Raw genomic sequence first — 21529 nt, 5'->3', positions numbered from 1 at the left:
TTACAGCTGAACAGTCAAGCCTAGCTCAAATTTATCAATGTCTACATCGAAATCTGCACCAGCGGCATAGGCTTCATTACCAAAGCTGCGCAAGTTCATACCTTCCGCAAAGATAGTGCTATAAGCGGCCTCAACAGCGATATTTCTACTAAAGAAGTGTGAAAAGGCTACCTTATAGTCATCGTTCTCATCAAACTTTACACCAAAGGACGTATTTGAAGTGAAGTAGTAATCTGTACCAACTTGCCAGTAATCATCACCATTATCAATATTGGCATAGGCAAGTTCAGCGGCTAGGTATTGATTACCGCCTAAGCTCGTAAAGTACTTAGAAGAGAACACCTGAACATCGAAGTCATCATCTGTTGCAAAATCAAAACCGATATAATCGGTACCACTTAGCTGATAATTATAACGAGCTTCAACTAAAGTTTTGTCTTCCTCGTCAGTATCAACATGAGACGCTTCTACCAGAAAGTTGGGGGTGAAAAAGTACCCAAGTGTTAACTTGTTTACGCCACTATCGTCTACTTCTGTAATATTAGCACCGAATACTAAGCCATTATCAGCAAAGTATTCACCTGCAAATGCAAAATTATCAAGGTCTTCACTTTCTACATCGTAGTGAAGAAATGCTGCCGAAACATTGCTAACTTTATTAATATATTCAAATTCTTTAAGCGGTCCTAGTGCCTCTTTACCGCCAAAGTAGTAAGTCGTTTCTGCACCGAACTGATTTCCATCAGCACTATCAAAATCAAGATTGGAATATCCAAGTGTAGAAATAGAGTTGTACTCCTCAGCAGTTGCAGTAGCTGCAAGAAGCATCAGGGGAAGAGCTGCGAGCTTGAATCTCATATCAAAATCCTTCGTTAACGTAGGGATCCAAATTGGGCTGCGGATTGTAACAAAAGATTTTTTGTCCGCAACAACAGTTAATTACACAAAGTCAGTTTGAGAAGACTTTGCGACGAAGGGAGTGAGAACAGAGGTTAGATAGAATAAAAAGCGGCTAGCCTAGATGTAATTATCCGTAATCAAGTACTTTAAATGCTTATTCAATGACCGAGTAAAATTTACAGTTTTTATTTTTTAAAAAATAATTTATTCAGCTTCTATTCAGCTCTGACAAAGCATTCTTAAGAAAGTTCATCATCAGTAGAAGAAGCTACTACTTCTCTAAATTCTTTAAACTCTCCTAAAGGTCGTATTCCCACAAAAGGAGCCACGTTTTGAATAATTTCATCAATCGCTAACGTATGTTTAGCCTGCATAGCATCGCGTTCTGTTTTACTGTGCCAAGTGGCTATCGCTATGAGGCTATTTTCGTCACCGATCTTTTGCAAAAGTTCCGTGCCCATAGCCCCAGGTGCCCGCTGAATTAACTGAGACGCACGTACCCAGGCATCGGCATATTCTTCCGCTGTGAAACCTTCCTTGATTTGAACTTCAAAAATATATTTCATCGCCAAGCCTCTAAATATTTCAAGTTCTTAAAATCTGCCTGCAATAAAAAAGGCCGCTATGAGCGACCTTTCTTTGGCTGAGGAAACTCAGGATTTCCTTAAATTCAAATTCCTCTCGTGGCCGTGGCGAATATCCGCCCCCTCCACCAGGTAGACCACCTGCTCACAAATATTCTTGGCGTGGTCACCGATACGCTCCAGTGAGCGCAGTGTCCACAGCACATTGATTACACGGGAAATACTGCGCGGATCTTCCATCATATAAGTCACCAGCTCGCGGACGGCAGTGCGGTAATCCATGTCCACCTGTTCATCCTCGGCGAGGGTGCGCAATGCGGACTCCACATCGAAACGAGTGTAGGCATCCAGGGCGTCGTTGAGCATTTTGCGTACAGCATTTGCCAGATGGCGTATCTCGGTATAGCCGCGCGGTGAGGTGCCCTCATCGGTCAGGGCAATCGCCATTTTCGCGATTTTGCTGGCCTCGTCACCGATACGTTCCAGGTCGCGGGCGATACGGGTTACCGACATCACCATACGCAGATCCGAAGCGGCGGGCTGGCGCTTGGCGATTATTAAAGTCGCGTGCTCGTCCAGGGCCATCTCGCACTTGTCGATTTCCTCTTCGACGCGCAGGACTTCCTCGGCGAGCTGGCTGTCGGCATTCGACAGAGCATCGACGGCATCGGCTACTTGGCGGGCGACCATGCCGCCCATTTCCAACATCTCGGTCTTGATTCCCTCCAGGTCCTCATTGAACTGGCGGGAGATATGCTGATCGAAGTGCATTTCCATAGTTATCCCTCGGAGCAAGATTGGCTTAGCCGAAGCGGCCGGTAATGTAGGCTTCGGTTAGTTCGTGCTCCGGATTGGTGAACACGGTCTCTGTATCGTTGACTTCAACCAGGTGCCCCAGGTGGAAGTAAGCCGTACGCTGACTAACGCGGGCCGCCTGCTGCATGGAGTGGGTCACGATGGCAATAGTGTAGTTCTCGCGCAGCTCATCGATCAGCTCCTCAATACGCGCAGTGGCAATAGGGTCCAGGGCGGAGCAGGGCTCATCCATCAGGATAACCTCCGGGCTCACGGCAATGGCTCGGGCGATACACAGACGCTGCTGCTGACCGCCAGACAGGCCGGTGCCCGGCTTGTCCAAACGGTCCTTAACTTCATCCCAGAGGCCGGCGCGGCGCAGGCTGTTTTCCACAATTTCATCCAGGTCGGCGCGGCGGCTGGCGATCCCGTGGATTTTGGGGCCATAGGCCACATTTTCATAGATAGACTTGGGGAAGGGATTGGGCTTCTGGAACACCATCCCCACCCGAGCGCGCAGTGGCACAACATCTACCTTGGGACCATAAATGGGGTCGCCATCCAGGCTCAGTTCGCCTTCCACCCGACAGCCTTCGATGGTGTCATTCATGCGGTTGAGGCAACGCAGGAAAGTGGACTTACCACAACCGGATGGGCCGATCATCGCCACAACTTCATTGCGGCCGATATCCAGGCCCACATTGTGAATAGCCTGGGTTTCACCGTAGAACACATTCACATTGCGCATGCGTAACTTGGCGGTATCAGTGAAGGGCTGGCCCACTGTTTTCCGCACCTCGGCTTGGCTCACTGCCATTTTTTCACCGGTCAGTTCGGGTTGCGCCGCTTCAGAATGTCCGGCGGCATCCAGGGTCATGGTACTCATAAATAATCCTGTTTTCCGATTATCCGCGCTGTTACCAGCGGCGCTCAAGTTTCTTGCGCAGCATTACTGCACTGGTATTCATAAGAATCAATACACTCAGCAGCACCATAATGGCTGCAGAGGTACGCTCCACAAAGGCGCGCTCTGGGCTGTCGGCCCAGAGGAAAATCTGTACCGGCAATACCGTGGCCGGATCAGTAACTCCGCCGGGTACATCCACAATAAAGGCAACCATACCGATCATCAGAAGGGGAGCAGTCTCTCCCAGGGCCTGGGCCATACCAATAATCGCACCGGTGAGCATACCGGGCATGGCCAGCGGCAATACATGGTGGAAAACCACCTGCATACGCGAGGCACCCATACCCATCGCCGCTTCGCGAATCGAAGGCGGCACCGCTTTCAACGCCGCACGGCTGGAAATAATAATTGTCGGCAATGTCATCAGGGTAAGTACCAGACCGCCAACCAGAGGCGCTGAGCGCGGCAACTCAAAAAAGTTGATAAAGATCGCCAGCCCCAGCAAGCCGAATACAATGGACGGCACTGCCGCGAGGTTATTGATATTCACCTCAATCAGATCGGTCCAACGATTCTTCGGCGCGTATTCTTCCAGGTAGATAGCGGCAGCTACCCCGATTGGGAAAGACAGCGCCAAAGTCACCAGCAATGTAAACAGCGAGCCCATCAAAGCGGCGCGGATACCTGCCTGTTCCGGCTCGCGCGAATCGCCGTTGGTAAAGAAAGTGGTATTAAAACGCTTCTTTAGTTCGCCACTTTGTAGCAACTGTTCGATCCAGCCGGCTTTCTGTTCGGATGTGCGGCCACGGAAGCCCTCTTTGGAATCCTTCAGGCTTTTAACAAAAGTATCCACATCGTCGTCAGCGGCAAACCATACTTTCTCGCTCGTACCGAGTAGCTCTGGGTTTGCAGCCAGGCGATCACGCAGGTTAAAGGGTGCCCCCGAGGAGACCAGGCTATAGAGCTCACGCTTGTCACTGCGGCCAGTCACCGAGGGAAAACGCTCGCGCAACGCCGCGCGGATCACCCCGGTGAAATTGGCCAAGGCAAGACTCTCGTCATCGACCGTCTCAATACCGAGTACCTGCGCATCGTAGTGCACTTCCAGCTCAATGGCGGTCTGCACAAAGGCGCCGCTACCCTTGCTGATAATATCGCTGAATAGAATGACAACCGCGAGTATGCCGAAAGCGATACTGGCAATGCCCAGCCCGCGAAACAGTTTTTCCTTGCGATGGCGGCTGGCGAGGCGCTTCTCGATGCGCTCACGAACCTGCGTCTGGGTGAGATTAGTCATACTGCTCCCGGTATTTTTTCACTACATGCAGGGCGATAAAGTTCAGCACCAGAGTGGAGATAAATAGCATCAGGCCAAGCGCAAATGCGGCCAGGGTCTTGGGACTGTCAAACTCCTGGTCGCCGACCAGTAGTGTCACAATTTGCACGGTAACAGTGGTGACCGAATCCAGAGGGTTCGCAGTCAGGTTGGCGGCGAGGCCCGCGGCCATCACGACGATCATGGTTTCACCAATTGCGCGAGATACCGCCAAGAGTACACCGCCGACAATTCCCGGCAGGGCGGCGGGAATCACCACCTTGCGCACGGTCTCCGATTGGGTTGAACCCAATCCCAGAGCGCCATCGCGCAGGGACTGCGGAACTGCATTAATAACATCGTCAGATAATGAAGAGACAAATGGGATAATCATAATCCCCATCACCAGGCCAGCGGCCAGAGCGCTCTCACTGGAGGCCTGTAAACCCATTGAGGTGGCCAGGTCACGAATAAATGGGGCAACAGTCAGTGCCGCAAAAAAGCCGTATACCACGGTGGGTACACCGGCGAGAATTTCCAAAATAGGCTTGGCCACGTTGCGCACGCGCTTGCTGGCGTACTCGGCCAGATAAATAGCGGCCATCAGGCCCACAGGCACCGCCACCAACATAGCGATTGCGGAAACCATCAGGGTGCCGGTAAACAGGGGTACCGCACCAAAAGCTCCGCTGGAACCAACCTGATCGGCGCGCAGGGCCATCTGCGGGCTCCAGTGCAGGCCGAACAAGAATTCAGTCACTGGCACCGACTGGAAAAAGCGCAGCGACTCAAACAGTACCGAGAACAAAATACCCACAGTGGTAAAAATCGCGGCGCAGGCACAGGTAATCAGAATAGCCTTCAGGACTTTTTCCACTTTCTCACGGGCACGCAGCTCCGGAGAAAAACGCAACAGTGCAAATGCCCCCAGGCCCACCGCCAATACCAGGCTTAAAAAGGCCTGTAGAGTATTGGAATTATTGCGCAACTGACTGAGGTGCTCGGCAGCCAACTGTAACTGTGGGGATGACTCTCCCACCAAATGGCCAGCGGCGAGGTTTTGAATTTGTGCAAAGAGCAGGTTCTGCCCGGCAATGGTATCGGGCTTGTCGGCGATGCTGTGCATCACCATAGAGCGAATAATGGCATCGTCAAAAATCAGCCAGGCACCCAGTAGTAAAAGTGCCGGTAAACCACACCAAAGCGCGGTAAATAATCCGTGATAGCTGGGCAGTGAGGCCAGATTACGCAGGCCTCCGCGGCTGCGCGCTGCACTCAGTGCACGACTAAAGCCGGTACCGTAGGCCACTAAAATCAACAGCAGCAAAAGGGCGAACAGTGTGGGGGTTTGCATTGAATTACCGTGCTAAAAATGTCGATGTCGGCATTATCCCGACTTTTCCCTGTGTTTCCACTTGGCTTTCATAAAAACGGCCAAGCCCTCTCGAGCTTGGCCGTCAATTCCCTTTGACTGTACTACTCCAGGATAAATTTACTTCGCAGCAAGATTGCTCAGGGCATTCAGCTTGCGAACGTCGGTAGCAATTTTCTGGCGTTTCTCTTGGGGCAAAGGGATCATACCTTTGTCAGTCAGGTAACCTTCATCACCCCAAGCGCGCTCATTAGTGAACTCCGCCAGGAATTGCTTGATACCTGGCACTACGTCGGCATGTGCCTTCTTCACGTAAATAAACAGCGGGCGGGAAACTGGATATCTCTGATCGGCGATAGAGTCGAAAGTCGGAGCCTGTCCTTCGATCAAAGAGCCTTGTACTTTATCGGCATTCTGGTCGAGGAAGCTGAAACCAAAGATGCCCAGGGCATTCGGATTGGCAACCAACTTGTTGACGATCAGGTTATCGTTCTCACCGGCTTCAACATAAGCGCCGTCTTCGCGTACGTTGTGACAGATCGCCTTGTAAGCGCTCTTGTCTTTTTTCTTCATGGCCTTAATCCAGCCAAATTTCTTACAACCACCTTCCATTGCCAGCTCCGCGAAGGCATCGCGGGTACCGGAAGTGGGGGGCGGCCCCAAAACTTCAATTTTGGTATTGGGCAACGCAGGGTTTACGTCTTTCCAGGTCTTGTAAGGGTTGGCTACCAGCGTTTCGGAACCATCCGGGTTCGGTACTTCTTTTGCCAGGGCCAGGAAAATATCTTTGCGGGAAAGCTTGAAAGGAGTTGCTTTCTTCGCATTGGCCAGCACGATGCCGTCGTAGCCAATCTGTACTTCCACAACATCAACGCCGTTGCCGTTACACATCTCCAGCTCGGACTGCTTAATGCGACGGGAAGCACCAGTGATGTCTGCAGTGCTTTCACCAACGCCTTGACAGAACAGCTTCATGCCGCCGCCAGTACCTGTGGATTCAACTACCGGAGTCTTGAACTGGGTAGCACGGCTGAAACGCTCCGCCACAGTGGTGGTAAAAGGGTAAACAGTGGAAGAACCCACAACACTGATGTAGTCGCGAGCCGCCAGGGCTACCTGAGAGGTGGCAAGGGTCAATGCCGCCAGGGAAGTAGCCAAAATTTGCTTGTTCATGTGTAACTCCGATGAGTGTTTTTTATTTCACGCGGCGATGCTAGGAACAACGGATGACGATTCTATGAATAAAACATGACAAAAAAGTTACAGCCGGAAATTTACCCCGCTGGTGCCCGGGCAGGCAAAGCGGTAACCTGCATACAAACGAGATAACAATAAGATGTAAAGAGAGAAGCCCCCATGCTATTTCTGATGCGTGGAGCGCGTGCACTGGAGAGTCTATCCAGTCGCACCGGCCACCTGCTCGCCTGGTTTACCTGGGCCATGGTCTTAATACAGTCCTGCGTTGTGGCTCTGCGCCACCTGTTCGACAGTGGCTCCATAGCGCTACAGGAGTCCGTAATCTATCTGCACGGTGCCGCCTTTATGTTGGGCCTGGCCTATGCGCTGCAAACTGACGCCCACGTGCGTGTCGATGTCTTCTATCGGCGAATGGGTCCCAGGGGTAAGGCTTGGGTTAATGCTGTGGGTTTTCTGCTATTTCTTTTGCCAGTCTGCACTTTTATGTTGCTGAGCAGCTGGCAGTTTGCTCTGAATAGTTGGTCAGTGCTTGAGGAGAGCGCCAATGCCGGCGGCCTTCCCGGTGTTTTCCTGCTGAAAAGTCTGATTCCCCTCGCGGCAGTAACCCTCGGTCTCGCCGGCACCGCCCAGTTTATTCGTGCTCTGCTACAGCTTATGGAGGTTTCAAGCCCGGTAAGCGAATCTGTAGCGAAACCACGATTGCTCAAGCAGGTGGAGGAGGCAGAGGCATGATCGAGCTGATACCTCTATTGATGTTTGCCGCCGTTTGCGGGCTACTGATGTTCGGTTACCCGGTAGCTTTCACGCTCGCCGGTACGGCCCTAATCACCGCCGGGTTGGGTATCGTGTATGGCGCTTTCGATGCCGAGCTACTGCGTGCCTTCCCCGACCGCCTCTACGGCATTATGCAAAACGGCACCCTGGTTGCCGTGCCGCTCTTTGTCTTGATGGGAGTCATTCTCGAGAGAGCAAAAATCGCCGAAGACTTGTTGGTCAATCTGACCAAAGTATTTATGGGCGCGCCGGCGGGTATGGCCATTTCTGTAGTGGTCGTCGGCGCACTTCTGGCCGCTAGTACCGGTATTGTGGGCGCCACCGTGGTGACTATGGGATTAATGTCCCTGCCCTCTATGTTGAAGCAGGGCTACTCCCCAAAGCTCGCCACCGGCACCATCTGCGCCACCGGCACCCTCGGGCAGATTATTCCCCCCTCTATTGCTCTGGTGCTGCTTGGGGATACTCTCTCCAACGCCTACCAGCAGGCACAACTATCCGCAGGTATTTTTAACCCCAAGCCGGTCAGCGTTGGTGACCTTTTTATCGGTGCCATTATTCCCGGCCTATTGCTGGTAGCAGCCTACATTGTTTATCTATTGTTTGTGGCGCGCCGTTCTCCGAGTAAGGCCAAGACCGCGCAGCAGCAACCTCTGGAAGTTTGGCCGCTACTGAGTAGCCTTTTTCCTCCTATCGCTTTGATGCTATTAGTGCTGGGGTCAATTATTACCGGTGCCGCAACGCCTACAGAAGCCGCCGCCGTAGGTGCTCTGGGGGCGGGATTACTGGCTTACAGTCGCGGTGCTCTGCATTGGGCGCAAGCGGGGGAGGTGGGTCGCAGCACTCTACAGGTAAGCGCGATGGTGTTTGCCATTCTTATTGGTGCTTCATTGTTCTCACTGGTCTTCCGTGGATATGGCGGTGAAGAACTTGTCACCAGTATTTTCCACAGTCTGCCTGGGGGTGTTATTGGTGCGACCTTGCTGGTCATGCTGGTGATCTTCTTGCTCGGTTTCATTCTCGACTTTATTGAGATCACCTTTGTGGTGGTGCCCATTGTTGGGCCGGTGTTGTTGGCGATGGGTGTGGACCCGATTTGGCTGGGCATCATGATTGCAATCAACTTGCAGACTTCCTTCCTTACTCCACCCTTTGGATTTGCATTGTTTTATCTTCGCGGCGTTGCGCCAAGTTCAGTGGCCACTTCCGCTATCTATCGCGGCGTTATGCCATTTATCGCTATTCAGCTGTTGATTTTGTGCCTCCTAGCACTCTGGCCTGCTCTGGTGACTTGGTTGCCGGGGGTGGTTCAGAATTAACCCAAAAGACAACGATCGGTAGTGATAAGACCTTGTATCGCTACCGATTGGATCCAGCCCAAAACGATCGTACTAACATTGAAACTTAATAAACCCTTCGCCCCTTAAATTCATCGGCACATCTTGATTCCCTACGGCAAGTCACCAGCACCTGCTAAATTGGCATTAAATTTTTTAATTTGCTCGCCAGACCTTCAATAAACCTCTGTGGATATCTCTCCTTAAAAATAGATCCATCAAAAGGAATTAAACACTGCTATCGATATCCAAGCACGAATAAAAAATTAAAAAGGATTTAAAAAATGCTAAATATTACCAGCCTTTCCAAGACCTACGATAACGGCGTGCATGCGCTTAAAAACGTCAACTTGGATATTCCCAAGGGTATGTTCGGATTGCTCGGCCCCAATGGTGCCGGCAAGTCTTCTTTAATGCGTACTATCGCCACGCTGCAATTTGCAGACAGCGGCTCCATCACTTTTGATGGTATCGATGTGGCCAGTAACCCTCAGAAAATTCGCAGCACCTTGGGTTATCTACCACAGGATTTCGGGGTTTATCCGAGAATCAGTGCTGAAGATATGCTCGATCATATGGCAGTTCTAAAAGGTATTAGTAATCGCAAAGAGCGTCGCGAAATGGTGGCTGAATTACTGCACCAGACAAATTTATTTAAGGATCGCAAAAAAAACCTAAGCGGTTACTCTGGGGGTATGCGCCAGCGCTTTGGTATTGCCCAAGCCCTGATCGGTGACCCACGCCTGATTATTGTCGACGAGCCTACCGCTGGTCTCGACCCTCAGGAGCGCAATCGCTTTCACAACCTGCTTAGCGAAATTGGCGAGAACGTAGTGGTAATTCTTTCCACCCATATTGTCGAAGATGTTGCCGATCTGTGCCCCAATATGGCGATCCTGGCCGCAGGTCAAATTGTGGCCCAAGGTAAACCCGAAGAACTTATCTCTAAATTGCAAGGACGTGTATGGCGGCGCACCGTCGATAAATCTGAGCTGGAAGAATGCCACAATAATTTTGATGTGATTTCCACTCGTTTATTAGCCGGGCGCCATGTTGTGCATGCGCTGGCAGATACCCAACCGGCAGTAGGCTTTGAGCAGCTGCAACCGGACCTTGAAGATGTCTACTTCTCCACCCTGTTTAGCAATAAAAAAGCTCAAGTGGCTAGCGCCGCTTGAGATGGGGGGGGATTTCGAAATGTTTTTATCGGTTGCTAAGTTTGAATTTCACTACCAGTTGCGCCAGCCACTGTTTTATGTGACCAGCCTGGTATTTTTTCTACTGACTTTTGGTGCTATGACCGTCGACAATATACAGATCGGCGGCGGTGGCGGTAGCACCCTGATCAACTCTCCCTACGCGATTATGCTAACCCTGTTAGTAATGTGCGTTTTCAGTATTTTTATCACTGCCGCCTTCGCAGCCAATCCGGTGCTGCGTGATCGCGATATGAAAATGGAAGGTATTGTCTTCAGTACCCCTATCAGTAAGCGTGATTATTTATTGGGGCGCTTCACAGGATCATTCGCCGTAGCCTTCCTGGCTTTCTCATCTACGGCGCTGGGTATGCTGTTCGGTTCATGGATGCCTTGGCTAGACCCAGAGCGCTTGGGCCCCACTCAAATATCCCACTACCTGCAAACCTTATTCATACTTATCTTTCCCACCATGCTGTTTTGCAGCGCCATGTTTTTTAGCCTGGCAGCCATAACTCGCAGCATGATGGCCACTTACCTGGGGTTGATCGCCTTCCTGATACTCTATTTCACCAGCCAGGGAATCATGGATGAACCCGCCTATCGAAGTGCTGCCGCACTGGCTGACCCCTTTGGTATCGCCGCCTTCCAGGAGACAACTCGCTACTGGACCGCTTTCGATCGCAATACCTCTATGATCGCACTAGAGGGAAACTTTCTAATCAACCGCTTACTATGGCTGGGCGCCAGCTTATTATTTATCGGCTTAGGCTATAAATGCTTTTCATTTGTCGAACGTAAACCTCTCTGGTCGCGCCGCCGCACCACAGAAGCTGCAGATAGTGAGATACCTAGGTACATCAAGCCCCTACCGCGAATTACTCCAAACTTTGGGGCAGCCACGGTTTGGCAACAATTCCGTATACGCTGCGGTTTTGAAGTAAAAGCAGTAGTAAAAAGCCTAGCTTTTTGGGTAATCCTGGCACTAGGTGTTCTGAATGTCTTGGGCGCATCCCTGAGCCTGGAGGCAGTATTTGGCACCTCGGTATACCCGGTGACTCGTTCTATGGTCAGTCTGATAGAAGGTGCTTTTAGCCTCATCATGTTGATTATTCTGATCTACTATGGGGCTGAATTGGTGTGGCGAGAACGCCAGGCCGGTTGCCATGAAATTATGGATGCCGTGCCCACACCCAGCTGGATTTTCGTAGCGAGCAAGTTTATTGCAATGCTGGTAGTTCTGGCCGGTATCCTGATAGCCTGCATGCTTACCACTGTGGCTGTACAGCTGGGCAAGGGATATACAACTCTTGAGCCTGGACTGTATTTTTACGGACTCTGGTATCAGTTTGCGCTGCCGTTTTACTTGATGGCAGTCCTATCAATCTTTGCCCAGGTGATAACCCGCAATAAATTCCTCGGCATGCTGCTGATGGTGGGCTACTTAATTAGCTCCAGTGTCCTTGATGGCCTTGGGTTCGAACACAACCTCTATCAATTTGCAGACTGGAACGCCGCACCTTACTCGGACATGAATGGTTATGGTCACTTTGATCAGGGTCGGGCTTGGTTTGCGTTATATTGGATCAGCTTCAGCCTGATACTGGCCATCTTGAGTTACGGGCTCTGGCAGCGCGGAACCCTGGCTCCTCTAACTAGCCGGGTCAAAGCCCTGCGCTTCCAATTGGGGCTTTCCAGTCGATTAACTGCCTCCACAACCCTGCTACTGTTTATCGGCACGGGCGTCTTTATTTTCTACAACACCAATATTCTCAATCACTACGAAACCAGCAAGGATCGTGAGCGACTGGCTGCAGACTATGAGAAGAAATACAAGGCCCTGGAGGATAAACTCGCACCACATATCACCGATGTCAAAGTGGATGTGGATATCTTCCCCAATGAACGCCGCTATGAAGTGCGCGGCCGCTATTTCCTGGTTAACAAGCGTGTGGAGTCGATTGATGAGGTAGTTATAGGGCTGGATCGCGGCCTTACAGTTAACCAGTTATCCCTAAATCAGGCCAAGTTACGCGAAAAGGACGAGCAGTTCGGACACTATTTCTTCGAGCTGGATCGCCCACTTGAACCCGGCCAGTCCCTCACGCTGGAGTTTGATCTGAGCAGGATCAATCGCGGCTTTATGAACTCCGGCTCCTCCACCACCTTGGTGCAGAACGGTACCTTCTTTAATAACTACGAAGCGCTGCCCTTTATCGGTTACAACAGCAATTTTGAGTTGACTGATCGTCACCTGCGTAAAAAGCACGATCTACCGCCGCCGCAGCGCATGCCCAAACTGGAGGACAAAGAGCACTACCGAAAATCCTATCTTCGCAGCGACTCCGACTGGATCAACTTTGAAACCACCGTCAGTACTTCCTTGGGACAGATAGCACTGGCCCCCGGCTACCTAAAAAAAGACTGGCAGGAGGGAGAGCGCCATTATTTTCATTACAAGATGGACGCGCCCATTCACAACTTTTTTTCCTACCTTTCAGCGGACTACACAGTGGTCAAAGATAAGTGGCAGGACGTTGCCATTGAGGTCTACCACCACAAGCCCCACGACTACAACATAGATCGTATGGTTGAGGGGGTGAAAAAGTCCCTGGAGTATTTCAGTAAGGCATTCAGCCCTTATCAGTATCGCCAACTGCGTATCGTCGAGTTCCCGGGCTATGAATCCTTTGCCCAGGCATTCCCCAACACCGTACCTTTCTCTGAATCTATCGGTTTTGTCGCCGATCTGCGGGACCCGGATGAGATTGATTACGTCTTCTATGTAACCGCCCACGAGGTGGCGCACCAGTGGTGGGCGCATCAATTGATTGGCGCCAATGTACAGGGAGCGACTCTACTGTCTGAAACCCTGGCGCAGTACTCAGCACTAATGGTGATGGAGCGGGAATACGGCCATGAAAAAATGCGTCGTTTCCTCAAATATGAGCTAGATGGCTACCTGAGCGCTCGGGGTACCGAGTTGCTTGAGGAGTTACCTTTATCTCGCAACGAGAACCAGACCTATATCCATTACGACAAGGGCTCGCTAGCGATGTATGCCCTTAAGGATGCGATGGGTGAAGATGCCGTCAATGCGGCTTTGGCTTCCCTGTTAAAAGAAAAAGGCTTCTCCAGTGATCCCTATCCCACCAGCATGGATTTAGTGGCAAGACTCCGAGCCCACGCCAAACCACCCCAGCAAGAGCTAATCACCGATATGCTGGAGCGAGTAGTCCTCTTTGATCTCAAAGTCGCAAATGCCACCTATGAGTTGTTGGAGAACGGCAATTATCGCGTATTACTGGAGCTGGAAGCGCACAAATATGAAGCCGAAGGGGATGGACAGGAACAAGAAATTCCCATCAATAACTGGATAGATGTTGCCATTTTTGCAGAAGATCCCGACAAGAATACCAGTTCAGACAATGTGCTCTACTTGGCCAAACAGGAGATCAGTGAAGAGACCACCCTGCTGGAGTTTGAGGTGAAGGGCAAACCGAGCATTGCTGGCTTTGATCCCTATATCAAGATGATCGACAAAAACCCGGACGACAATCTGTTAGCAATAGAGACACTTTAGGGCTCTTGTCACTAATTTCCCGGCCACCTAGGGGGGTGGCTGGGAAAAACTTCCCTCGTTTTCGTTGGAAAAACTCAGACAAGTACTGGTCAAATACTACTCAATTTGTGCTAGAATGCGCCACCTTCCCTCAGGTGGAAACCAATAACTCTAACAATCTGTGAGTAGTCGATGTCCGCACTTTCAGCCCTTGATGAAAACCCGCAACCAACAGGCACGCTTACCCTGCAAACCCTGGCTATGCCCCGTGATACCAACCCCCAGGGGGATGTATTCGCTGGTTGGCTGATGTCGCAAATGGACCTGGCTGGAGCAATCTTGGCCCAAAGCATTGCGCGCGGCAGGGTAACTACCGTAGCGGTCGGCAGTATGGTGTTCTTACGCCCGGTTCCGGTTGGCTCTACGGTCAGCTGCTATGCCGAAGCTATAGAGGTAGGGCGTTCCTCTATTAGGACAATGGTTGAGGTATGGCTGACACGGGTGGACTCTGGTGAGCAGGTAAAGGTCACCGAGGGTGAGTTTGTTTTTGTCGCTATCGACGATAGAGGGCATACCAGACCGCTGCCCTGAAACGACTTGCAAAACTATTTCGGGAAACTGCCTTAAACCAGTTTCCCTTCTATGATATTAATTTTGCCTTTTATTCCTGTTTCTTGCTTTCCCCATCAAGTTCACGCGCCTGGTAATAAGCCTCTTCACTTATCTGGTGATAGGGCCGCACATCCCGCTCAAAATCCTTAAAGGCTTTATAGATACGCGCAAATTCTGGGTCCTTATTTGCGGTCTCTTGCATCAGCTGAGTATTGATCTGCTTTAAATGGGCAAGTACATCGTCTGGTAAACGCTTAACTTTGACTCCGTGTGTTTCCACCAACTCACGCAGGGCGCGATTATTACGTGCGGTGTACTCATCCAACATATCCTGGTTTGCTTCGCGGGCAGCCACGCGCACAATGGCCTGTAGGTCTTTGGGCAATTTCTCAAAGGCTTTTTTATTGACGATAAATTCCATCATTGAGCCGGGTTCATGCCAGCCGGGATAGTAGTAGTACTCGGCAACCTGATGGAAACCGAAAGCGAGATCGTTATAAGGTCCAACCCACTCGGTCGCATCAATAACACCAGTCTGCAGCGCGGTATAGAGTTCACCACCGGGAATAGTCACAGCGGTACCACCGGCCCGGTTTAATACTTCACCGCCCAGACCGGGAATTCGCATTTTTAAGCCCTGCAAATCCTTAACAGAGTTAATTGGTTTGTTAAACCAGCCGGCCATCTGTACCCCAGTAGAGCCACCCGCTAGGGGGATCAGGTTGAACGGTTCATAAATCTCTTTCCAGAGTTCCAAACCACCACCGTGGTGCAGCCAGCCATTCATTTCCTGGGCGTTTAAACCAAAAGGTACCGCGGTAAAAAACTGGGCCGCTGGAATCTTGCCTTTCCAATAATAGGCCGCACCATGTCCCATCTGTGCAGCGCCCTCAGATACCGCACCAAAAATACCTAGAGCGGGTACCAGCTCACCTGCACCATAAACTTTAATTTTGAGGCGGCCGGAGGACATCAACTCAACGTTTTTTGCAAAGCGCTCTGGGGCCTGGCCAAGGCCGGGGAAATTTTTTGGCCAAGTGGTGACAAGCTTCCACTCGAACAATTCTTTGTTGTCATTATCGGAAAAGTGTTGTGCAGGGCCCTGTGCTGCGCGGGAAGTGACCAGTGCAGCAAAGGTAACAACGAGTAGGGCCAGTAGGCCCAAAATAATAGCGGGATACCAGTTAACTTTTTTCATCGCTTTTAATTATCTTTTTTCTTGTAAGGCGCTGATCATCGATAAATGATCTTTTTTAAATGGTCGGGAATTTGGGAAAAACCGAAATCAGTGTAGAAAAAATTTCTAATCTGACTTGGTTTTTACCAAAGCAAACAATCTATAAAGGCTGAAGCTTAGCCATAGCCACTACCAGCCATTTACTGCCAACATCATCGAAATTGACCTGTACACGTGCACGGGGGCCATTGCCTTCGAACTGCACTACGGTGCCCTCGCCGAACCTGACATGCTCAACCCGGCCACCCAGTGCCAATGGTGGTAAATCATCGAAATCTGGCGCCGGGTCGGAAAACTGGCCCACCTTGCCATAATCCGCCTGGTAGAGGGGACGGGAAATTTCGGTCTTCAAGCGCACTTCGTGCACCAAATTTGGCGGAATCTCACCGATAAAGCGAGACGGACTGTTGTAGGTCTCGCTGCCAAACAGGCGCCGGTTTTCCGCGTAGGTAATATACAGCTTACGCATGGCGCGGGTGATACCCACGTAGCAGAGACGTCGCTCTTCCTCCATGCGGCCGGGCTCCTGTGCAGACATCTTGTGGGGGAATAGGTTTTCCTCCACGCCCGCCATAAACACCAAAGGAAATTCCAGGCCCTTGGCGGAGTGTAGGGTCATCAGCTGGACGGCATCTTCAAACTCATCCGCCTGACCTTCACCGGCATCGAGGGCGGCGCTGTCGAGGAACTGGTTAATAAGAGGGATTTCCTCCTCATCTTCCTCGCCCTCGGGCAGGTCCACACCGGCAAAAGAGCGACAAGCAGTGACCAATTCCTGCAAGTTCTCCACTCGTGTCTGGCCCTTCTCACCTTTTTCTTTGCCGTGGAATTCCAGCAGGCCGCTAGTCTCAATCACATCCTCAGCAATGGCATCCAGCTCTTTCTCTTCCGCATTTGCAGCCAGCTGGTTGATCAGATCCAGAAAGCTCTGCAGGGCGTTGCCGGCGCGCGCAGCCAGAACCCGCTGTTGCAACATCAGCTTGGCCGCCTGCCACAGGGAGCAGCCCTGCTCGCGGGCATAGGAGCGCACCATCTCCACCGTGCGCGCACCAATGCCACGAGTGGGGGTATTTACCACCCGCTCAAAGGCGGTGTCATCATTGCGATTGCTGATCAGGCGCAGGTAGGACAGGGCATTTTTGATTTCCAGGCGATCGTAGAAGCGCTGGCCACCGTAGATACGGTAGGGCACCTGTTCGCGCAGTAGCCCCTCTTCAAGCACCCGGGATTGGGCGTTGGAGCGGTAGAGGATGGCAATGCTGTCGCGGCGATTGCCATCGCGCACCCAGTCATTGATACGCTCGACGATAAAGCGCGACTCATCCTGCTCGTTGTAGGCGGCGTAGACGGCGATAGGCTCGCCTTCTTCACCCTTGGTCCACAACTCCTTGCCTAGGCGACCGCTGTTATTAGCGATCACCGCATTGGCGGCGTTCAGAATAGTGGAAGTGGAGCGATAATTCTGTTCCAGGCGCACCGTCTGCACTTCACGCAGATCTGTAGAAAAGTGCTGGATATTCTCGATCTTGGCGCCGCGCCAACCGTAAATGGACTGGTCATCGTCACCCACAGCGGTGATATGGCACCGCTCCCCAGCGAGCAGGCGCAGCCAGGCGTATTGAATCGTGTTGGTATCCTGGAACTCATCCACCAGGATATGGGGGAAACGCCGGCGGTAGTGGGCCAGAATACTGTCGTTATTCAGCCAAAGTTCGTGGGCGCGCAGCAGCAACTCGCCAAAATCTACCAGCCCACCGCGCTGACAGGCCTCTTCATAGGCGAAGTAGATGCGCACCATGGTCTGCAACCAAGGATCGGCGCCGGCATTGATATATTGCGGGCGCAGGCCTTCATCTTTCTGCGCGCCAATCCACCACTGGGTTTCCCGCGGCGGCCACTTTTTATCGTCCAGCCCCAGATCTGCCTGTACCCGCTTGATCAGGCGCAGCTGGTCGTCGGAATCCAGAATCTGGAAGTTCTGCGGCAACTTGGCTTCTTGCCAGTGGGCTTTGAGCAGGCGGTGAGCCAGGCCGTGGAAGGTGCCCACCCACATGCCAAAGGTATTCACCCCCAGCAGCTCTTCGATACGAGCGCGCATCTCGCGGGCCGCCTTGTTGGTAAAAGTCACCGCCATAATGGAGTAGGGCGAGGCGCCCTCCACCTGCATCAGCCAGGCGATGCGGTGCACCAGCACCCGGGTCTTGCCCGAGCCGGCACCGGCCAGAACCAATTGATTGCCGGGCGCGGCAGCTACCGCTTCGCGCTGGGCGTCGTTGAGGGGGTCTAAAATCTGAGATACGTCCATGGGCGAAGATTGTACCAGAGCTGCTGCATAAGACCTGTGTAAATAAACAGGATTTTACCCCGGCTGACAATGCAAAGCCTCTCGCCAGCCGGGGGCGCAGCGGCTAAACTGCGCCAACTGGCATAGAGAAGGAAGTCCTGTGAAACCGGCGGAAGTAACGCAACGAATCAGTGAGCAACTGTCATCCATGCGCAAATCTGAGCGCAAGGTGGCGGAGTATATTCTCGCCAATCCCGATGAAATTATTCATATGCGCATCGTCGACCTGGCCACAGAGGCCCAGGTGAGCGAGCCGACCGTGGTGCGCTTTTGTCGCGCCGTGGGCTGTTCCGGCTTCCAGGAGTTCAAGTTGAACCTGGCGCAACAACTGGCTTCCAGCCCCAGCTTCGGCCAAATCGCGGTGACCGAGACCGACACCATTGCCGAGTACAAACGCAAGGTGTTCGACTCAACAGTAGATACTCTGCTAAAAGTGCGCGATAGAATTGACGACCGCGCCCTTGAGGCCGCTGTCACTGCGATGGCCGCTTCCAAGCGAGTGGAATTCTTCGGCTTTGGCGCCTCTGGTGCTGTCGCCGCCGATGCCCAGCACAAGTTCTTCCGCCTGCAATTGGCCACCGCCGCCCACTCGGACCACCACATCCAGAATATGTCAGCCATGTCTATGCAGCCGGGCGATGTAGTCGTGGCTATCTCCCAGAGTGGCCGCACCAAGGCACTACTGCGCTCGATGAGCATGGCAAAGGAGCAGGGCGCTCTGGTGGTTGGCCTGGCACCCAGCGGTTCGCCGGTGGCGCAGCAGGCCAGTATCCCGCTAGAAGTGGATGTGGAGGAGGATATTGAGATCTATACACCACTGTCCTCACGCATCGCCCATCTGGTGGTGATCGATGTGCTCGCCATCGGCGTTGCCCAGCGCAAAGGCCCCCAGCTGCAAGAGCACCTACTGAAGCTGAAGCAGGGTTTGTACACATTGCGGGAAGACAAACACTGAGGGAAGTTTGCAAGAATGCGGCACTGGATAATGTGTCGCGGCCCCTCTACCATGCCTGCTGTATCCGGCGATCTACTGCCACCGCCAACAAGTGCCCCTAGCCGTTCCAGAGCAATTCCATGACATCCACCGCATTATCCGCTGAGCAAAAAGCACCGCGCTGGTTGGTGGTATGGCTAGCGGCGCTGGTCTCCCTGACGCCATTTTCCATCGACAGTTACTTGCCGGCTATCCCGGCCATGGCCGGTGCGCTCGATACCGAAGTGGAGCGGGTGCAGTATTCGGTCTCCAGCTTTTTACTGGGTTTTGCCCTAGGACAGCTCTTCGGCGGCCCCCTCTCCGATCGTTGGGGCAGGCGACTGGTCGGCACTATCGGCCTGTGCATTTATATCGTCAGTTCACTGCTGATCCTGTTTGCCGACCATGTCGATCAACTGATTATCCTGCGCTTTTTCCAGGCCGTGGGGGGCGGTTTTGCTACAGTGATTTGCGCCGCCATAGTGCGCGATCTGCACAGTGGGCGTGAAGCCGCCAAAATTATTTCTATGATCAGTACCATCATGCTGATCGCCCCCCTGATCGCTCCAGTAATCGGCTCTCTACTGCTAGCAGTGGGTGGCTGGCAGAGTATTTTTGTATTCCTGCTACTGTACGCCGCTGGCATGCTGCTATTAGTGCGCTTACTGTTGCCAGAAACTGTATCGCGCTTTACCCGCGCGCGGCGCCAGTTGATGCCATTAGCTTCACTGATTTCCACTTATGGACAGGTGCTACGCAACCGCCGCGCCCTCGGTTTTCTCGGCGCCCAGGCCTGTGTCAGTGGTTCGATGTTTATCTATATCACCACCGCACCCTTTGTCTTTATGGACTACTTCAGTGTCAGTCCGAGCCGCTTCCCGCTGTTCTTTGGCGCCTGTATTCTGGGGCTGATCTGTATGGTGCAGGTCAATATCCGCCTGCTCAACCTGTTCCAGCCGCGCAATATTTTATTGGCTGGCGTCACCCTGCAGATACTCGGCTGTGGTTTGCTATTACTCGGCACTTTGACCGGTATTAAAGAACTGACTCTGTGGATGGTACCGCTGGTATTGGTAATGAGCTGTATCGGTATTACCGGGCCCAATGCCGCCGCCTGTTATCTGGAGTTTTTTCCCAAAATCAGCGGCAGCGCCAACGCCCTGTATGGCGCCACAATTTTTATCACTGGCGGTGTGCTGGGCGGATTGGTCAGCAGCCTGCACACCGGCACCCTGGTTCCTATTGCCGCGTCCATGTTTGGGTGTGCAGTAGTGGCCCTGTTCTCCACTCTGGTAATCGCTCAGGCACGCACACCCATCGACTCGGATATACCAATCACCAGGCGCTTTACCCCGCGTTGAAGAGTCAGTTTTGTGTTCATCTATTGAAAAGGGGGTATTTCGGCCCGGCCATATTGGCTAAGTACTCAGGGACCATATTTGCCACTTCTGTTCCGGAGCTCCACCTAGTTGTTGATAAAAAGCTTGTGCATCTACATTAGTAGAAAGAACTTCCCACTTTATTTTGGCACTACCCCGCTCATAGGCCTCTTTTATTAAATACCCCATCAATGCCCTTCCTACCCCTTTACGGCGATATTCTTTGTTGCCAACTACGTAAAGTTCTTTAATCCACAGCCAGGGAGTTAAATCGTAGGTAAAGGGAAGGGCATAAAAAACCAGGTAGCCAATAGCTACACCACTGTCTTCGGCCACTAAACATTGGAAGTCTGCCCGCTTAAATAGTCGATTATTTAATTCTTCCTCAGTAACCTTGAACTTATCTAAGTAGCCTTCGAATTTAGCTAGCCCACGCATCATCTCCAATAATTGACGAATATCACTAGGCTTTGCGTTACGTATAAGCATTTATTTGTTGCCAAATTTGATGGATTGGTAGAGGGTGCAATCTTCACCCTCTTTATTTCCGGTCTTGAGAGATAAAATCTCACTTTGACCTTAGGCGCTGATAGTTTCCTTTTCTCCCACCAGTTTGAATCCTTCATCTATCCATCCGGTTATACCACCAATCATTTTTTTCACTGGAAGCCCCAATTTTGCCAACCGGACAGCAGCCTTCTCTGTTGCATTGCAATGGGGCCCTGCGCAGTAAACGACGAACAAAGTGGAATCTAGATAGCGAGATACAAGCTCTTTATTGATGTGCTGATAAGGTAAGGACTCAGCGCCCAAAATGTGCCCCTGACGAAAGGCTTCTTCACCACGAACATCCAGCAGCACGAAGTCCTGGCGCCCATTGGTTAGGGCATGATGAACATCCCAGCAGTCCGTCTCAAAGGCCATCAGTTCTTGGAAATGTTGCAGGGCTTTTTGACTGCTAGCTGGGGCAATACGACTTACAGCAGAACTCATAACTATCTCCTTGGTTAACACTCACTCTTTGTCGTGTATATATTCTGTTCTC

18 protein-coding genes are annotated in these 21529 nt (G+C 51.9%); 7 read left to right on the top strand and 11 right to left on the bottom strand.

The features are described from left to right. The 7 genes from ACJJIT_RS19955 to ACJJIT_RS19925 form a co-directional block, all read right to left on the bottom strand. Positions 1–858 carry a putative porin gene (locus ACJJIT_RS19955; RefSeq protein WP_444899459.1) on the bottom strand — a complete coding sequence of 286 codons (858 nt, stop codon included), beginning with the start codon at positions 856–858 and terminating at the stop codon, positions 1–3. Positions 859–1139: 281 nt separating this feature from the next. Further along, complete coding sequence (locus ACJJIT_RS19950) at positions 1140–1466, bottom strand: antibiotic biosynthesis monooxygenase family protein (protein WP_444899458.1); 327 nt, start codon at positions 1464–1466, stop codon at positions 1140–1142. A gap of 87 nt (positions 1467–1553) precedes the next feature. Further along, entirely contained in the window at positions 1554–2261 is a 708-nt protein-coding gene (gene phoU / locus ACJJIT_RS19945) for a phosphate signaling complex protein PhoU (protein WP_252083912.1), read from the bottom strand. 25 nt (positions 2262–2286) lie between these two features. Beyond that, the gene (gene pstB, locus ACJJIT_RS19940; RefSeq protein ID WP_252083913.1) at positions 2287–3165 is read right to left on the bottom strand and encodes a phosphate ABC transporter ATP-binding protein PstB; all 879 of its coding nucleotides are present in this window, start codon (positions 3163–3165) and stop codon (positions 2287–2289) included. Between the two features lie 31 nt (positions 3166–3196). Beyond that, entirely contained in the window at positions 3197–4483 is a 1287-nt protein-coding gene (pstA, locus tag ACJJIT_RS19935) for a phosphate ABC transporter permease PstA (protein WP_444899457.1), read from the bottom strand. Further along, positions 4476–5855 (bottom strand): phosphate ABC transporter permease subunit PstC, encoded by a 1380-nt coding sequence (gene pstC, locus ACJJIT_RS19930; protein WP_444887595.1) that lies wholly within the window; start codon positions 5853–5855, stop codon positions 4476–4478. The genes pstA and pstC overlap by 8 nt, the downstream gene beginning before the upstream one ends. Before the next feature lie 138 nt (positions 5856–5993). Next, positions 5994–7046: a PstS family phosphate ABC transporter substrate-binding protein gene (locus ACJJIT_RS19925; RefSeq protein ID WP_252083916.1), complete on the bottom strand. Its 1053-nt coding sequence runs from the start codon at positions 7044–7046 to the stop codon at positions 5994–5996. 183 nt (positions 7047–7229) lie between these two features. On the opposite strand from ACJJIT_RS19925, the gene ACJJIT_RS19920 reads away from it, so the two are divergent. From ACJJIT_RS19920 to ACJJIT_RS19900, 5 genes are all read left to right on the top strand, one after another. Next, complete coding sequence (locus ACJJIT_RS19920) at positions 7230–7802, top strand: TRAP transporter small permease subunit (RefSeq protein WP_444887597.1); 573 nt, start codon at positions 7230–7232, stop codon at positions 7800–7802. Further along, positions 7799–9163: a TRAP transporter large permease gene (locus ACJJIT_RS19915; protein ID WP_444887598.1), complete on the top strand. Its 1365-nt coding sequence runs from the start codon at positions 7799–7801 to the stop codon at positions 9161–9163. Before ACJJIT_RS19920 ends, ACJJIT_RS19915 begins: the two co-directional genes overlap by 4 nt. Before the next feature lie 302 nt (positions 9164–9465). Next, positions 9466–10359 (top strand): ABC transporter ATP-binding protein, encoded by an 894-nt coding sequence (locus ACJJIT_RS19910; RefSeq protein WP_252083921.1) that lies wholly within the window; start codon positions 9466–9468, stop codon positions 10357–10359. A gap of 19 nt (positions 10360–10378) precedes the next feature. After that, complete coding sequence (locus ACJJIT_RS19905) at positions 10379–13960, top strand: ABC transporter permease/M1 family aminopeptidase (RefSeq protein WP_444899456.1); 3582 nt, start codon at positions 10379–10381, stop codon at positions 13958–13960. A 171-nt stretch (positions 13961–14131) separates the two neighbouring features. Beyond that, complete coding sequence (locus tag ACJJIT_RS19900) at positions 14132–14530, top strand: acyl-CoA thioesterase (protein ID WP_152455932.1); 399 nt, start codon at positions 14132–14134, stop codon at positions 14528–14530. A gap of 70 nt (positions 14531–14600) precedes the next feature. Here the strand turns inward: ACJJIT_RS19900 and ACJJIT_RS19895 are convergent, their stop codons facing one another. Together ACJJIT_RS19895 and uvrD are read right to left on the bottom strand one after the other, a co-directional pair. Further along, positions 14601–15749 (bottom strand): TRAP transporter substrate-binding protein, encoded by a 1149-nt coding sequence (locus ACJJIT_RS19895; protein WP_444887601.1) that lies wholly within the window; start codon positions 15747–15749, stop codon positions 14601–14603. A gap of 139 nt (positions 15750–15888) precedes the next feature. Beyond that, positions 15889–18093: a DNA helicase II gene (gene uvrD / locus ACJJIT_RS19890; protein WP_444899455.1), complete on the bottom strand. Its 2205-nt coding sequence runs from the start codon at positions 18091–18093 to the stop codon at positions 15889–15891. Positions 18094–18232: 139 nt separating this feature from the next. Between uvrD and hexR the strand changes: the two genes are divergently transcribed. Both hexR and ACJJIT_RS19880 read left to right on the top strand, forming a co-directional pair. After that, the gene (hexR, locus tag ACJJIT_RS19885; RefSeq protein ID WP_108735063.1) at positions 18233–19087 is read left to right on the top strand and encodes a transcriptional regulator HexR; all 855 of its coding nucleotides are present in this window, start codon (positions 18233–18235) and stop codon (positions 19085–19087) included. Between the two features lie 119 nt (positions 19088–19206). Continuing rightward, positions 19207–20466: a multidrug effflux MFS transporter gene (locus ACJJIT_RS19880; RefSeq protein ID WP_444899454.1), complete on the top strand. Its 1260-nt coding sequence runs from the start codon at positions 19207–19209 to the stop codon at positions 20464–20466. A gap of 57 nt (positions 20467–20523) precedes the next feature. Here ACJJIT_RS19880 and ACJJIT_RS19875 read toward each other — a convergent pair whose 3' ends face one another. After that, positions 20524–20973 (bottom strand): GNAT family N-acetyltransferase, encoded by a 450-nt coding sequence (locus ACJJIT_RS19875; protein WP_444887603.1) that lies wholly within the window; start codon positions 20971–20973, stop codon positions 20524–20526. A 90-nt stretch (positions 20974–21063) separates the two neighbouring features. After that, on the bottom strand, positions 21064–21477 hold the full coding sequence (locus tag ACJJIT_RS19870; protein WP_444887604.1) for a rhodanese-like domain-containing protein: 414 nt from the start codon (positions 21475–21477) through the stop codon (positions 21064–21066). Positions 21478–21529: the final 52 nt, after the last annotated feature.

It is taken from the genome of Microbulbifer mixtoriginis (SeqCode) (genome assembly GCF_052467515.1).
Note: the sequence above shows the minus strand (reverse complement) of the source record. Positions and strands in the feature narration are given on the sequence as shown.